Origin of the sequence: Candidatus Nitrospira nitrificans (assembly GCF_001458775.1) — a bacterium.
Lineage (GTDB): Bacteria > Nitrospirota > Nitrospiria > Nitrospirales > Nitrospiraceae > Nitrospira_D > Nitrospira_D nitrificans.
In genome coordinates this window covers 82,748-97,918 of the sequence record NZ_CZPZ01000036.1, presented here as the reverse complement: position 1 = coordinate 97,918, position 15,171 = coordinate 82,748, and the positions used below count along the sequence as shown (strand labels likewise).

The window sequence follows — 15,171 nt, the reverse complement described above, 5'->3', positions numbered from 1 at the left end:
TGCTGATTACGGTTCCGGTTTGTCCGTTTTGGTCACGCGCTGCTCACCTTCCAACTTCTTATGCAGATATTTTTTGCTGAACGTCGTGACGGCGAAGGCAAGCCCGATCGCGATGGGAACAAAAATCGCCGAGGCAAGATTGGCGCTCTTCAGCCAGCCCATTTCCTGCAGCCCCTTAAAGATATACCCTCCAAGCCCGGCCACATAATAGGCGATGACGATGACCGACAATCCCTCGACAGTGTGCTGTAGCAACACTTGACTCTTAGTCGTTTTATCGACGCTCTGAAGCAGCGCGAGATTCTGCGCCTCCAAGATCAAGTCGATGCGGGTGCGAATGATGGTGATAATGCCTTCGAAGCCGCTTCGCAGCGTGTCGATCCGCTTCAAGAGCTGCTGATAGCCTTCCGCCACGCCCGTAATGCCGCTGAGCACATAGTCCGAGGTCGGACGATACGACTCCAGGGGTTTCTCGGCCAACGACGCCAGGGTGGAATGCACGATCCTGTCGTAGGGGAGCGAGGCGGACAACTCGAAGTGGAGTGTGCCGGCCATGCGGTTCGTCTTCAGCAGATCCTGAGTGAGGGTATTCAACCAGCGCTGCAATGTCTGTGAATCGGCGTGTCCGATGTGGCTCGTGATGATCTCGCGCTGTCTCAGGTGGACCTGTTCGAATTTATAGACCTGATCGATGGCCGCGGAAAACATCGGCTTCTGCATGAGCAGTAAATGATAGTAGGTCTCGATCCGCACGATGGCATCGACAATGTCTTTGAGGCGGGAAGGATCGCCTTGCGACGGTCCCACACTGATCCAGTACCGTTCTCGTCCGTGGTCGTCCGGCGTAAAACTTGTCGCGACGCAGGTCTGCTCATTGAAGATTCGGCTGCCGTACAGAACCGGGCCCGGCATCAGCCCACGCAGTTCATGACGCGGCGGGAGCATGCCCGTCGTCAGCAGAATATCCAATCGGCAGACCACCGACCCAATCGGCTCAACCGGAAACGTGTACTCCGGAAACATCAACGGCCCGAACGTCACCGCGCCGTTCACCTGCGACGGCACATGCCAGAGCTGGTAATTATAGTATTCCGTATGGGCCTGCCAGATGAGGATGAGCCGCTCGCCGTTTTCCGCTTCCTTCACGCCGTAGCCGAAATTCTCCCTCACGGAGGTCGTCTCGGCGGAAATCTTCAGATGTCCCAACAGCGATTCGAATTCCAACCGACTGGCCGGACGCTGCGTCGGCGGGTCGGACATGCGAAAGGCTTTGTACTGCACATGGGCCGGGGCGCGCAGCCATCGCCCAATCGGCTGGTGCGGACGTTCATGCAACTTCCTCAACAAGGCGTCGGCTCCCGGCCGAGACGTATCTGACTGATTCACGTATGTGTTCCCCCTCTTGGCATAGCTCGCTCATCCGACTCCACGGTCGACGTGACAATCGCGTCAGGACTCTTGCATCCGAGCCATCATGCGGACAAGACGACCGCCGCGACAAGCCACTCTCCCTCACTGCGGAAACGAGCCTAGCATCCAGCGTGGCAAGCTTCAATGATGATGGAGTCGCGGTCGGTAGGGACGCGCGAAGGACTCAGTTATAGGATGGATCGAAGGGCATTTCCACGTATGGCTGATAGGCCTCGCCCAGCGTAAGGAGGATATCCCCCCAGACACGCGTCGGTTCTTTTTCAAACACGGCTTGCGGGTCCGCGGGCAACGTAATCCATGAGCCGGTTTTCATTTCACTCTCCAGCTGGCCCGGCGCCCATCCGGAATATCCAAGATAGGCGCGGAAGGATTCCTTCGTCCCGACACCGGTGAGGATGCGTTCGACCATGCCGACATCGCCGCCGAGACAGACCCCGTCGAACACGTGATGCGCATTGTCCGGAAACTGATCGCCTCGGTAGAGCAGCATCACTTGATTCGTCTGCACAGGGCCCCCGGCATAGAGCACATGACCTGATCCCTCGATCACCGGAACCTGAGGCAAGGCTTCAGAAATGGACATGGCCGTCGGACGATTTACGATGACGCCGAGCGCTCCTTCCGGCCCGTGTTCGCACAGCAAGACGACAGTCTGGCGGAAGTTCGGGTCGCGCAGGCCCGGCGCCGCGATCAGAAAGATGCCTTTGCGAAGTTCGGTGTCCATGAACGAAATCCTACTCTGCTCACGCGACTTGCGCAAGCGCCGGGCTTCTCTCGGCAGGCGATGACGGCGAGGGGGAGATTACAGCTTATACAACGACGTGCGGCGGTCACGAAGCAGATCGTTGTAGCGATTCAAACTCTTGTTGCGGGCTTGCGCCGGATCGATCTCAACGATCGTCAGCTCGGCTTGGTCATGAGACGCCCGATGTTGAATGACCCCCTTCGGCGTGACCACTTCGCTCTGGCCGATGTAGGTCAACCGCTCTTTTCCGCCCCGTGCTTCGCTGCCGATGCGATTGCACGTCACGGCAAACACCCGATTCTCGAGACACCGCACCGGCATGGAATCCGGGCAGTTCGGCAACACCAAATTGGAGGGATGACAAATGATCTCGGCCCCCTGCATCGCCAACGTGCGCGCCGCCTCCGGATAGTACCAATCGAAACAGATCATGATCCCGATCTTCGCAGCCCCGATGTCCCACACAAGAAATCCTGAGTCACCGGGCGTGAAGCATTGGGTCTCTTCGAAAAAAAGATGCGTCTTCCTATAGCATCCCAGAAAACCGGACGGCCCCACGATTACGGCGGAGTTGTAGCAGCGGGAACCGGATCGCTCAGGAAGTCCCGCCACAAGATGCATCTTGCGGCGTTTCGCGATGTCGACCAGACAACAGACCGTGGGTCCATCAGGAACCGGTTCGGCGAGCTGATGCGCTTCCTGCTGCGAAAGAAACTGATAGCCGGACGCGAACAACTCCGGCAGCACGATGAGGTCCGCATCCGCCTGGTCCAGCTTGGCCGTGACCATCTCCAGATTCTTGGTCACCTCACCGAACTGTGAATCGAATTGGTAAAATCCGACGCGCATGACACCACCTCTTCACTCATACAAGAACGGGCAGGGACGGTGGTCCCTGCCCGTTCCGGAAAACATCCTCGCGGGGCGCAACCGGCTACTTGACTTCGGCCAGGTGCGTGGCCCCGCCGTTCGCGTGTTCGGTGCAGGCCTCCGCATGGCCGGCCTTCCCGTGTTTCACCGCCTCGGTCAAATGCTTGACCCCTTCATCCAAATGCGGGTTTTTCACGCCTGCGGCCATCGCATGCTTGAGCGCCTCCTCTGCGTGCTGCACACAGGCATCGGCATGGCCTTCCTTTCCATGTGATGCGGCGCCTCGCGCATGCTCGACGGCTTCGCTCACATGCGGATTGGCGGCGGCCAGCGCTGAGCCACTCAGCACCGGCGCGCCGACCAACACGCCGAGTCCGAATACGAGCATCGCACTCCGACGGATTCTTCTCATCATGGCTGCCTCCTTGATGGTGGAAGATGCACGGTTTCACGTTGAAAAATTTTCAAATCACCTTACACAGCGCTCCTTCAGACTGTCAAGAAGGCTTGGAGGCCGGATCAAATCCAAGCATTTTCTGAAGCGCATGGAGGTCTTTTTCGGCCGGACAGGCAAAGTCACGACTCCACTCCCACCACGAGCCGGGGTAGTTTCTGAGCTTCGAATATCCGACCAGCTTGAGAATGAAATAGAGCCAGGCTGATCGCACTCCGCCTGTGCAATAGCAAATGACGTCCTGCCCGTTGTCTATCCCCTTCGCGGCCAACATCTCCCTGATCACGGACAGCTCTTTAACCGTCGCATCCTTATTCAAGAACCCATTCCACGCCACGTGTATGGCTGAAGGGATGTGCCCGGGCCGGGGAAGACCCGATACCTCCTTGCCGAGATACTCTTCAACGCTCCGCGCATCGAGAATCGCCGTCTGCGGATGCGGCCCACCGACGAGGCCTTTCACGTCGTTCTTCCACGCGATCACATCCGGCCGTGGTTGAGCTTTGAAATTTCCCTTCGCCGGGGAGACCGGTCCATGCTCAAACGGCCGCTTCTCGGCGGTCCACTTCACCCACCCACCATTCAAAATACGCAACCGGGTGTGTCCCAGATATTCCAACATCCAAAACATCCGCCCTTCATCGCCCCAATTGTCGAAGGGATTGGAATAGATCACGACGTCGCTGTCCTGATTGACCCCAAGCCGCTGGAGAATACGCTCGATCTCACCGAGAGCCGGATTCAGTAATCCTTTCGCAACGGCATTGGGATCGCTGTACTCATGCCATGTGGAATGCACGGCCCCGGGAATATGCCCGCCGAACTCATACGTAGCCTTGCCTCGGACGTCGATGACGACAAGATCAGGACGGCCTAATTGCTGCTGGAGTGTTTCGGTGTCGATCAATAACGGATGCTTCATGATATCTTCCTTACTGCCTGACGCAGTGATTCGGCTGTCGGACGTGGCCTCACAACCATACCCAGCACACCCAGGCCGATCTTCATTCCATGTGTCACGCGTTCAACAGCGCCTTGATGTGGACATCAACAGAGGCGGCGAGCGCCCTCAGATTGTAGCCGCCTTCGAGCGCAGATAGAATGCGACCGTTCGCGTGGCGTTTCGCGATACCCGCCACGATCTCGGTCAACTCCGCATAGCCGGATTCCGTCAATCCCATACCGGCCAACGGATCATCTTTATGCGCATCGAAGCCGGCTGAGATGATGACAAACTCCGGCTTGAAATCATCGGCTGCCGCCACGAGCACTTTCTGAAATACGGCCCGATACTCGTCGTCCCCCTCACCGGCCTCCATCGGCACATTGATCGTGAACCCCTCTCCCGTCTCTTTGCCTCGCTCGGTTCCTCGACCCGTGCCGGGATAATGGGGATATTGATGTGTGCTGAAAAACAAGACAGAAGGATCGTCCTCGAAACTATGCTGCGTCCCATTCCCGTGATGGACGTCCCAATCGACGATCAGCACTCTGGTGAGCCCATGTTTTTTCTGGATATACCGCGCGGCAATCGCCACATTATTGAAGAAACAGAACCCCATCGCCCGCCCGGCTTCGGCATGGTGACCGGGAGGCCGAACAGCGCAGAACACGTGATCGACCTCCTGTGCCATGATGGCATCGACCGCCGCCAATGCCCCTCCTGCCGCGAAATACGCGGCATGCAGTGTGCCTGGAGACATGGACGTATCAGGATCGAGCGAAACTCGGCCACTCGTAGGCGCTTGTCGGTTGAGCGACGCCAGATAATTGGGATTGTGGACCTGCGTGATCCACTCATCCTCGGCCTTTCGCGGTTCGATGCTGACCAGTCGAGCAGCGGTTCCACTCGTCGCCAATTGCTGCATGATGGCGCGCAGCCGATCGGGAGATTCCGGATGCCCGACTCCCATGTCATGCTCAAGATACGTCGGATGATAAACGAGACCGGTGTTTCCCATAACTAAAACCAGTGAAACGTTGTTCGTTCTGGAGAACTGGTTCCTCGTTCCTAGTTTCAGGTTTCAAGTTCCACCTCGGAATTCATCAATCCGAACTCATAACTTGAAACCAGCAACTTGAAACGCTTGAACGAGATACGATATCCGTCGTGAGATTATCATGCAGAAAACGCCATAGACAATGTGCGCCGGCACTGTTATCGTTTCCCATTAACAAGAGGAGCCATTATGCCGAATCCACGAATCGAGCCGCTGAAGAAAGTTCTTGCCATAGACCCGAACGATGACGTGGCCTGGTTCGGCTTGGGGAAAGCCTATATGGACGACGGGAACTTTGAAGAAGCCGCGAAGGCGTTGCAGCAATGTGTCATCGTCAAGCCCACCTACTCGGCTGCCTATTATGGGCTCGCGCAATCCCTCCAGAAGCTGGAGCGCCTCGACGAATGCCGAACCGTCTGCGCGACGGGCATTGACGTCTCAACGAAGAACGGCGACGCCATGGTGACGAAGAATCTTGAGGCGTTGAAGCTTTCGTTGCCGTCGTGAAGAGCCGCTTCTCATCCGCATCTCCCTTTCGTCTGCCACCTTGGGCCATCCGTCTTGTGCGTCTCCAGCACAAACCTCTCGTAGCGGCTACCGATCGCATGCAATTCGTCATCCAACTGACCCTGACCAATGTCACCGCTAAAACCGGTGGTCCTTTCGGCGCTGCCGTGTTTGAATCGCAAACAGGGCGGCTCATCGCCGTCGGGGTCAACATCGTCGAACCCACCAACTGTTCTCTTGCTCACGCTGAAGTCGTCGCCCTCGCCAATGCACACCGGACTCTGAAGCAGTTCGATCTTGGCGCACCCGGTCTGCCGAAGCTTGAACTGATCACAAGCTGCGAGCCCTGTGCCATGTGTTATGGCGCAATCCTTTGGTCCGGAGTTCGCAAAGTCGTCTGCGCGGCGCGAGCGTCCGATGCAACGGCGATCGGGTTTGACGAAGCTCCGAAACCAAAAAACTGGGTGGCGACGCTGGAAGACCGAGGAATTTCCGTGACCCGCGATCGTTGCCGAGATGAGGCGATCGCGGTCTTCCAACGTTATCAGCGAATCGGCGGTCGAATTTACAATGCCCGGAAGGGATCGTAGCGATATTCAACTAAACTGGTAGCGAATGCGCAGATAGCGGGCCTCTAACAAGAAGACCTCACATCAATGATTCCAGAAATCTTGTAGCAAGTACCCGGCTTGTTCGAGGATCTTCGCAAGAGTCGGCCGGTTGATCTCCCTGCCGAGATGAACCGCAATGGTGATCTGCCGCCCGTCGGGATGTCCTCACACCCGATGGCTACCTCCCTCATGGCGATACTCTGACCATCCACGTCTCCGAAGAAACACAAACACATCCTTCAGCTTCGCCATAGAGACACGGCGTAGACCTCTAGGGGAGCTGCGCAAGCAAGTGAGAAGGAAACCGTCTAGCCAGAGTGCCGTTGGTCTTCATGGCTTTATACGATCATCCATATGGAAGCCAATATAGCATGCCGCTTAACCCTCCACCTGAAGGAGAGCGGCAGCGACGCTCTCATGATAAACGACCTTGTGTCACACCCACCGTGGTCCTTGCCGAAGTATTGAGTTGGATCAATGTCGGATCTTAGACTGTCCATTGGGCTCTCAATCAATGAAAGGCGGTATGTACAATCCTCGAAAAGGGCAAAGCACAATCATTTTATAAATATCCTAAAGAATCTGTCTGATCGACGCGTCATGATATTCGGAAAGTGGAGCTGAAGCGCTAGGATTCCGGATCAGCATCTGCACACGCGGTTGAGCACGCTGCTGTTTGGGCCGTTCGATTATCTCGACATTGGCAAGTCTCAACGCCCCTCGTGAGAGAAGCGGCTCGACATCCCAGAGTGAAATCAACACGGCGCTGAGGGTCGGCACCCTGGTGAGCAAGACCGTCACCACCCCGGCGAGCGCCTTCAGATCCACCCAGATCGCTTCCGAACGAGCGTTCTTTTCACCCTGAAGATCGGCTCGTGGAATCGAGATACTGAGCATGACGGGGTCACAATAGTCGGCCAATTGCTTGGCCTTTTGTCGGATACGCGCGAGAATCCTGTGGATCAGGATGACACCCCGATCCTCCTCCTCTCCAACCACCTCATCAAGGTCAAGACCGCGCAAAGGCAATCGCTGACGCGCCGCCGACCCCACCATCGCGGTGACTTCCACGAAAAAGCGTTCGCGACCGAGACCACATTCAAAATCAGCTGTTCGCGCCTTCGACTCCGGCAAAAACGTGACGCGGACTCCGACGCGAAGCAATTGGATGGCCAACTCCAACTCAGCGAGTGCGGATTCCCTCACCCCATAATCGTGGTGGGTGAGCCGCCGGACAAGACGGCCTAGGCGCAGGTGGCTCGATTGATCGGCGCAGTGACGGTGAAGCGTACTCCAGCGATCGTGCAGTTCTTGAGAAAGCCCTTCTTCTTCCCGCTTCCAAGCGGGTATCGGCCCCGGGTGCCCGCGTTGTAGAGACGCAGCCAACCTGAACGAGGTTCGTGGGCGAAACCGGCCCATCGTTTACTGAACCTCCGAATCGTCCTCATCGTTCGCTTTCAGCTTCAAAGCCTCCGGCTGGCGTTTGGCCAATGCATCGTAGACTTCATCCAGCCATCGCCCGGCGCAGCCCAGCACTTCACGCACCAACGGCTCCGGCTGCCCGGTCCGTTTCATCGTCCACTGGGACACATATTCAAGCAACGCGTCCCGTTCGAAGATTGTCGTTGAATGCGTGGCCAGCGCCGATAACTCACCGAGACCGGTGCGAAGAATATCTGCCACCGTGTCCCGTCCATAGGACGTGCTCGCCGTCACATACTGGACTACGCGATGAAGCTCCTGATCGTTCATCCCTCTCCCCGCTCGAGGAATTCTTGCACCATGGCAGCGACCTGTCAACGCGGCTTCCCTGTTTAGTCCGGCAATTTTCTCCAATCTTACCGTGGCGTGGTGATACACTACCGCCTGTTCCCGGCGCAAAACTTACCTGAGAGGAGACTCGGCATGGCCGTCAGACATCCGGTTCCACGTAAGACTTCCACATCACTTTTATCCGACCGGTGGGACCTCACTCACCTCGTGAAAGACCCCCTGAAGAATTTGAAACGGCATCTGGCGGCCCTGGACGCGCAGGTTATGCGGATTGAGTCGGCTCGTCCTCGACTTCAGGCAACAATGGCGAGCGCTGATTTCCATTCGATCCTGAAGCTCACCGAATCGATCGCAGAAGGTTCTGCCCGGCTTGGCGCGTTCGCCTACCTCTGGTTTTCTGAAAACACCACAAACACCCACGCGCGATCATTTAAGTCGCAGGTGGAGGAGCGGCTCGCCGGCATCACCAATCGCCTGCTTTTTCTCGATCTTTGGTGGCAGGGAGTCGATCAGAAGAATGCGGCACGGATGATGGCAGACGCCGGCGACCTTCGGTATTACCTGGAAACCATCAGGCGCTACACACCGCATACACTCTCGGAACCAGAAGAAAAAATCATCAATGTCAAGAACGTGACCGGCCGGAGCGCCGTCAATACGCTCTATGACGTGGTGACCAACGGACTGACCTTCACGATGAAAGTCGGTGGGAAAACCCGCACCATGAACCGCGAAGAACTCATGAGCCACGTGCGGAGCCCGAAAGCTTCAATCCGCCAGGCCGCCTACAGAGAACTTTATCGGGTATTCTTAGGCCAACGGGACCTGCTCGGAGAGATGTATCGGACGCTCGTGAACGACTGGAAAGCCGAGAATGTGGAACTTCGCCGATTTGCTTCTCCCATCGCCACCCGCAACCTCGGCAATGATGTGCCGGATCGAGCGGTCGATGTGCTGTTGGCGACCTGCGCCAAGAATGTTGAGATCTTCCAGACCTACTTCAAACTGAAGGCAAAGATCTGCAAGATCTCCCCGATGAATCGGTACCATATTTATGCCCCCCATCGGGCGGAGACTAAGAAATACAAGTACGCCGATGCCGTCCGCATGGTGCTGGACGCCTATCGCGGCTTTTCTCCCCAGCTGGCAGATCTGGCTGAACAGGTCTTGAGAGAACGGCACGTCGACGGGCCGACCCGTCCGGGCAAACTCGGTGGCGCCTATTGCTACAGCGTGGCGCCCGGCCTGACACCGTACGTGATGCTGAATTTCACCGGCGAAGCCCGAGATATCGCGACCATGGCCCATGAGCTCGGCCATGCGGCCCATGGCATGATGGCCGAAGACCATTCGATCTTTACCTTCCATTCAACCCTCCCCTTGGCGGAGACGGCGTCTGTTTTCGGTGAACGCATTCTCTCCGACACCCTCCTGTCGAACGAGCGCAACAAATCCGTTCGACAGGGCTTGCTCGTGAGTCAACTGGATGACATCTATGCAACCGTGCTACGGCAGGCCTATTTCATTCACTTCGAACAAACGGCTCATCGCATGGTCGCGGAAGGGGCGACGGGAGACCATCTGGCCGAAGCTTATTTGGTCGAGCTTCGGCAGCAATTCGGCAAGGCGGTGACAGTGCCGGATGAGTTTCAATGGGAATGGCTCATGATTCCCCATCTCTTCGCCAGTCCGTTCTATTGCTACGCCTACAGCTTCGGCAATCTGCTCGTACTGGCCTTATACCGAATGTACAAGGAGCAAGGGTCATCATTTGTCCCAAAGTATCTGGACTTGCTTGCAACTGGTGGATCCCAATCGCCCCAAGACATTCTCAGTAAATTGGATGTGGATATGACATCCGCAGCATTCTGGCAATCCGGATTCGATACCATTCAGGACATGGTACAGCAACTGGAAGGGACGATGTAATCCTAGTGGATTGAGGGGCGCTCAGACTCACAAAGCCTGGGCAGACCGACGACAGAGCGGCCAAGAGGTCACCCTGGTGAAAACCGCTCCAATAGGTTGGTCATTTACTACTTACATTTTCACATTCGCGTTGCAGAATACGGCGTGGCGTGGCTGCAGAAAAGCGTGCGCGGTGGAGTCTCGCCTTAGCCGTATCATTGCGAGCACGTCAGGTCATCTTTCACCGATCGCTCAGTTGGTTGATGGCTTTGATTTCATTCTCCTCCAAGGCTCGCCATTCCCCCGGGTTGAGGTCGCCCAGGCGAACCGGGCCGATGGCGATACGCATCAGCCGCAATGTAGGATGGCCTACCGCAGCCGTCATGCGACGAACCTGACGATTCATTCCTTCCTGGATGATGATCTCCAGCCAAGCCGTCGGCACGTTCTTGCGAAACCTAACGGGCACGGGCCGTTCAGGCAGCGGTGGCTCCGTATCCAACCCTCTCACCTGGGCCGGTCTTGTCCGCTTTCCACCAAGCAGCACGCCTGCGCGTAGCCGTTCGAGCGCTGGTTCATCTGGAATCCGTTCGACCTGCACCAGATAGACTTTCGGCAATTTCCGTTGCGGATCGGTAATCCGGTGCGCCAACGCGCCATGCGAAGTCAAAATCATCAGTCCTTCGCTGTCCTGATCGAGACGCCCCGCCGCATAGACACGAGGGATAGCGATGTAGTCCGCCAGCGTCGGCCTCCCTTCCGAATCGGTAAAGCATGGAAGCACCCCGTAGGGTTTATAAAATGCGATGGCACGTGTGGACATAGCCGTTTCAAACCCCATCTTTATAGTATCAATCCTAGGTTGACAGCATGCCTATCCTGTGGCACAATGAGAATGCTTCTCATAATCGTTGATTGAGGATAGCATGTACGTTTGCTTATGCAGAGGCCTTACTGAGTCAGATGTCCGGGAGGCTGGACGATCGGGCTGTGTGATGCCCTGTCAGCTCAAGTCGAAGTTCGGCCTCAAGCAGAGCGGTTGCTGCGGCCGCTGCGCGAAGAATATCCATGAACTTGTCGAGATCGCAATCCAGGGGGCATCGACCAACACCGTGGACCGGTAAGAGACGCGCTCCGCCGCACCGTGGCGGCAGAAAGAGCTCCTCAAATAATTCAACGCGAAGACCCGACCCTGATCAGCTTCGTTACTTCAGCTACCCGCCGGCCTAACGCTCTGGCATCAACGAGCTCTTGATCATCGATTCCCGGACTTTCACCCTCGGTTGTGGCCGACGCTCCAAAAGCTCCACCGCCGCTCACCACAATCATCTGATTGCCCAGCATCGCGGCGAGGATGGTCAACATCGTGACCTCTTTCCCGCTCGAAATTTGCCCGCCCGTGGCGAAGGCCGCCCCAACCTTGTTTTTCATCTTGAATTCGGGAAAGACGCCGAACTTGAACTGCCAGTTATCGAAGAAGGTCTTTACCTCTCCTGACATGTTCGACCAATAGACAGGTGACCCGACGACGACTGCGTCGGCGGACAACAGATCCTCTGCGGTTACCTGCGCGACGCGCTTCAGGACGACCTGCGTGCCTAGAGCGGATTTGGCTCCGGCCACCACGGCTTCCGCCATGCGCTCGGTGTTTCCCGAAAGTGAGTGGTAGGTGACGAGAACCTTGATCGAGAGCGAGGCTTCGTCGGCCCAAGACCGCGACACGCAGCCAGTGCAAAGAGCGACCAATATGAAAGCGACGGCCAGGAAATGCCGTGATTCACCAAGGAGCGAGATCTGCATGAGGCGCGATGACACGATGTTACGAGGTTACGAGGTGGATGGAAGAGAAGCGAGCGGCTTTAATGCCGAAACGTCTCTTCTTCCATATGCTCTTCAACCGACACTTCCGTCAACGTTCCACGGTAGGTACAGCGGTGGCACCGGATTCGCCACTCCTCAATCCACTTTTCCTGCACGTAAGACTGCCGGCAGGTAGGACAGACGAACACGCCTTTTTTATAAAGCACTCGACGCTTTTCTTGCATGGGTTCCTCTCAGTCAGCCCCAGGCGAGGATGGCACAAGCGATGAGAAGATTGCAAGATTACGGAAACCAAATACCCTTTCGCCGACAGTTCAAGCACATAGCCTTCTTGACTGCGAGGGAACCGATCATTACGATACGCCGATGCGCCGGCGATTCTCTACCTGGCTTGCTCTCTCCGCCGTGATCACAGGGGGATTACTAGCCGATGATATACGGGTGGCCAGAGCCGCCGGAGCTGAATTTGCGTCGATTCAAACTCCTTCCGGTGCCACCATCAAGGCCGAAATCGCCGACACACCCCTCAAACGTTCCGTCGGACTCATGTACCGGGACCACCTCAAGAAGGACCACGGAATGCTCTTTTTCTTCAGCCAACCGCAGGCCTGGTCATTTTGGATGAAGAATACCAAGATCGCGCTCGATCTCATTTGGATCGACGGCAAACAACGGGTGACGCATATCGAACGGAATGTCCCGATTTGCACGAAGAGCGATGATTCTTGTCCTCAGTATCGCCCGCACAGTGACGATGCGATGTACGTCCTCGAAATTGCGGGCGGGACGGTCGATGGGTACAAGATCGAAAAAGGATCGAAACTGCAGTTCGGCCAGCCTTGACGTCTGCCTCGGCAACACCATCGATCATGATTTTTCGCGCCAAGACCTCAGTCGCCTGGCCGTAATGACACCCTTCACCCGTTCAACGGCTTTCAGCACTCGGTTGAGATGACTCGTGTCGGCAATCTCGACCACGAAATCCAACTCGGCCTTCCGATCTTCTCTGGTGATAATCTCGGCGCGACTGATATTCGCCTCACATTCAGCGATAGCCGATGACACATTCGCCAGCACTCCCGTCTTATCCTCCGCGATGACCGCGATTTTGACCGCGTGTTGACTGGACGTTGCGGTATCCCACTCCACGTCCACCAGACGTTCTCGATCGTAGTCCAAGGCTTCGAGATTCGGACAATCGACTGAATGGATCGTGAGGCCTCTTCCGCGCGTGATGTACCCCAAGATCTTGTCGCCGGGAACGGGGTTGCAGCATCGCGACAGTTGCATCAATAGATCGCGACCACCCTTGACTTGAACGCCCGGCTCCGCCCCTCTCGCACCGACGACTTTGGGAACGCTGACCGGGTCGGGTTGAACGGAAGTTCCCGCCGATGTCGGAGCCACCAATCGTCCGACGACTTGAGCTGTCGCGACGTGGCCGAATCCCACCGCCGCGGCCAACTCGTCAACCGTGGCGTAGCCCTCCTGTTTGGCGATATCGAGCAGCGCATCCGACTTGAAGACCTGCGAGGGGGGCAACCCATGCCGACGAATCTCGGCTTCGAGCAAGCGCCAACCGATTTCCAGGCTCCGCTTCTGTTCCTCTATCTTGATCCAATGCTTAATCTTGGTTTTGGCCCGTGAGGTCCGCACGAACTTGAGCCAATCCCGGTGCGGAGTCTGGTTGGAGGACGTCAGAATTTCGATGGTGTCCCCGCTCGTCACCTCATGCCTCAGCGGAACGATCTTCCCATTGACCTTTGCGCCGACGCAATGATCACCGACTTCCGTGTGAATGGCATACGCAAAATCTACCGGCGTGGCGCCTTTCGGCAGCTCTTTGACGATTCCCTTCGGGGTAAAGACATAGACCACGTCGTGAAACAACTCGAGTTTCACGGAATCCATGAATTGACGATTATCCGGCAGATCCTTCTGCCATTCGATGAACTGTCTCAGCCATCCGAAGGCCTTGCTGTCTTTATCGTCCACCTTCCCTTGTTCTTTATACTTCCAATGCGCCGCGATTCCGTACTCGGCCACGCGGTGCATTTCTTCCGTGCGGATCTGGAATTCGACGTGCTCGCCCTTCGGCCCGACCACGGTCGTATGGAGGGATTGATAGAGGTTCGATTTCGGGATCGCGATGTAATCCTTGAAACGGCCCGGCAGCGGTCGCCACAACGAATGGATGACCCCCAGCAGCGCGTAACAGTTCATCTTCGTATCGGTAATGATCCGCAAGGCGGTGAGATCGTAGACCTCCCCGAACGAGATCGACTGCTTCTTTATCTTTTGATAGATGCCGTACAGGTGTTTCGGCCTGCCGTACACGGCTCCGGCCAACCCGTTCTCCGCGAGCGCCTTCTCAACGAGAGCTTGCACCTCCTGGATGTACTGTTGCCGATCTTCGTCGCGTTTCGCCACGGACACGCGCAGGGTTTCGTAGGCATCCGGCTTGAGGTGCTTCAGGCACAAATCTTCAAGCTCGTTCTTCACCCATCCGATTCCGATACGGTTGGCCAAAGGCGCATAGATCTCCAACGTCTCTTGCGCGATTTCCAGCCGCTTGCTTTCCTTGAGGTGCTCAAGCGTTCGCATATTATGGAGCCGATCCGCCAGTTTGATGATCACGACGCGAATATCATCCGCCATCGAGAGCACCATTTTGCGGAAGTTCTCCGCCTGTTTTTCCTCAGAACTGCGAAACGTGATTTTCCCGATCTTCGTCACGCCGTCGACGAGATGGACGACTTCTTTGCCGAATTCCCGCTGAAGCTCATCCGCCGTGGCCACCGTATCTTCCAGCGTATCGTGCAGAAGCCCCGCCACGATCGCCGTCACGTCGGTTTTCAGCGAGGTCAAGACGCCGGCCACGGCGACGGGATGCTTCACATAGGGTTCTCCGGAGCGACGCGTCTGTCCTTCATGCGCCTTCGCTGAAAACGCATACGCCTTTCGCACCATGCCGAGATCGGCGTCGGGCTGATAGGCTTGCAGGCGCTCCAGCAACTGATCGATATCCGTCACCGTTTCATACATCATCGG

General features: G+C 56.6%; 16 protein-coding genes. 4 read left to right on the top strand and 12 right to left on the bottom strand.

Going from position 1 to position 15,171, the window contains the following annotated elements; translation table 11 throughout:
• Nucleotides 1–6: 6 nt before the first annotated feature.
• From COMA2_RS19335 to COMA2_RS19310, 6 genes are all read right to left on the bottom strand, one after another.
• On the bottom strand, nt 7–1,386 hold the full coding sequence (locus tag COMA2_RS19335) for a DUF3422 family protein (RefSeq protein WP_090902441.1): 1,380 nt from the start codon (nt 1,384–1,386) through the stop codon (nt 7–9).
• Nucleotides 1,387–1,594: 208 nt separating this feature from the next.
• Nucleotides 1,595–2,155 (bottom strand): YqgE/AlgH family protein, encoded by a 561-nt coding sequence (locus tag COMA2_RS19330; protein ID WP_090902439.1) that lies wholly within the window; start codon nt 2,153–2,155, stop codon nt 1,595–1,597.
• Between the two features lie 78 nt (nt 2,156–2,233).
• On the bottom strand, nt 2,234–3,025 hold the full coding sequence (locus tag COMA2_RS19325; protein WP_090902436.1) for a nitrilase-related carbon-nitrogen hydrolase: 792 nt from the start codon (nt 3,023–3,025) through the stop codon (nt 2,234–2,236).
• An 85-nt stretch (nt 3,026–3,110) separates the two neighbouring features.
• The gene (smbP, locus tag COMA2_RS19320) at nt 3,111–3,461 is read right to left on the bottom strand and encodes a small metal-binding protein SmbP (protein ID WP_245631119.1); all 351 of its coding nucleotides are present in this window, start codon (nt 3,459–3,461) and stop codon (nt 3,111–3,113) included.
• An 82-nt stretch (nt 3,462–3,543) separates the two neighbouring features.
• The gene (locus tag COMA2_RS19315; RefSeq protein ID WP_090902433.1) at nt 3,544–4,422 is read right to left on the bottom strand and encodes a sulfurtransferase; all 879 of its coding nucleotides are present in this window, start codon (nt 4,420–4,422) and stop codon (nt 3,544–3,546) included.
• Nucleotides 4,423–4,516: 94 nt separating this feature from the next.
• Complete coding sequence (locus tag COMA2_RS19310; RefSeq protein ID WP_090902428.1) at nt 4,517–5,461, bottom strand: histone deacetylase family protein; 945 nt, start codon at nt 5,459–5,461, stop codon at nt 4,517–4,519.
• Between the two features lie 228 nt (nt 5,462–5,689).
• On the opposite strand from COMA2_RS19310, the gene COMA2_RS19305 reads away from it, so the two are divergent.
• A complete protein-coding gene (locus tag COMA2_RS19305; RefSeq protein WP_090902425.1) occupies nt 5,690–6,007 on the top strand; it encodes a tetratricopeptide repeat protein in 318 nt (105 codons plus the stop codon).
• 98 nt (nt 6,008–6,105) lie between these two features.
• Nucleotides 6,106–6,597: a nucleoside deaminase gene (locus COMA2_RS19300; RefSeq protein WP_090902626.1), complete on the top strand. Its 492-nt coding sequence runs from the start codon at nt 6,106–6,108 to the stop codon at nt 6,595–6,597.
• Between the two features lie 594 nt (nt 6,598–7,191).
• Here the strand turns inward: COMA2_RS19300 and COMA2_RS19295 are convergent.
• Together COMA2_RS19295 and COMA2_RS19290 are read right to left on the bottom strand one after the other, a co-directional pair.
• Nucleotides 7,192–8,037: a hypothetical protein gene (locus COMA2_RS19295; protein ID WP_139077525.1), complete on the bottom strand. Its 846-nt coding sequence runs from the start codon at nt 8,035–8,037 to the stop codon at nt 7,192–7,194.
• A gap of 3 nt (nt 8,038–8,040) precedes the next feature.
• Complete coding sequence (locus COMA2_RS19290; RefSeq protein WP_090902419.1) at nt 8,041–8,370, bottom strand: hypothetical protein; 330 nt, start codon at nt 8,368–8,370, stop codon at nt 8,041–8,043.
• Nucleotides 8,371–8,523: 153 nt separating this feature from the next.
• On the opposite strand from COMA2_RS19290, the gene COMA2_RS19285 reads away from it, so the two are divergent.
• Nucleotides 8,524–10,320, top strand: coding sequence for a M3 family oligoendopeptidase (locus COMA2_RS19285; RefSeq protein WP_090902416.1), 1,797 nt, complete (start codon nt 8,524–8,526; stop codon nt 10,318–10,320).
• Nucleotides 10,321–10,540: 220 nt separating this feature from the next.
• On the opposite strand, the gene COMA2_RS19280 is transcribed toward COMA2_RS19285, so the two are convergent.
• The 3 genes from COMA2_RS19280 to COMA2_RS19270 form a co-directional block, all read right to left on the bottom strand.
• Nucleotides 10,541–11,122 carry a pseudouridine synthase gene (locus COMA2_RS19280; protein WP_090902624.1) on the bottom strand — a complete coding sequence of 194 codons (582 nt, stop codon included), beginning with the start codon at nt 11,120–11,122 and terminating at the stop codon, nt 10,541–10,543.
• A 350-nt stretch (nt 11,123–11,472) separates the two neighbouring features.
• Nucleotides 11,473–12,099 carry a flavodoxin family protein gene (locus tag COMA2_RS19275; RefSeq protein WP_090902413.1) on the bottom strand — a complete coding sequence of 209 codons (627 nt, stop codon included), beginning with the start codon at nt 12,097–12,099 and terminating at the stop codon, nt 11,473–11,475.
• 59 nt (nt 12,100–12,158) lie between these two features.
• Entirely contained in the window at nt 12,159–12,344 is a 186-nt protein-coding gene (locus COMA2_RS19270; RefSeq protein ID WP_090902410.1) for a hypothetical protein, read from the bottom strand.
• Between the two features lie 142 nt (nt 12,345–12,486).
• Between COMA2_RS19270 and COMA2_RS19265 the strand changes: the two genes are divergently transcribed.
• On the top strand, nt 12,487–12,963 hold the full coding sequence (locus tag COMA2_RS19265; RefSeq protein WP_175304739.1) for a DUF192 domain-containing protein: 477 nt from the start codon (nt 12,487–12,489) through the stop codon (nt 12,961–12,963).
• A 24-nt stretch (nt 12,964–12,987) separates the two neighbouring features.
• On the opposite strand, the gene COMA2_RS19260 is transcribed toward COMA2_RS19265, so the two are convergent.
• Nucleotides 12,988–15,168, bottom strand: a complete 2,181-nt coding sequence (locus COMA2_RS19260; protein WP_090902405.1) for a RelA/SpoT family protein — start codon at nt 15,166–15,168, stop codon at nt 12,988–12,990.
• Nucleotides 15,169–15,171: the final 3 nt, after the last annotated feature.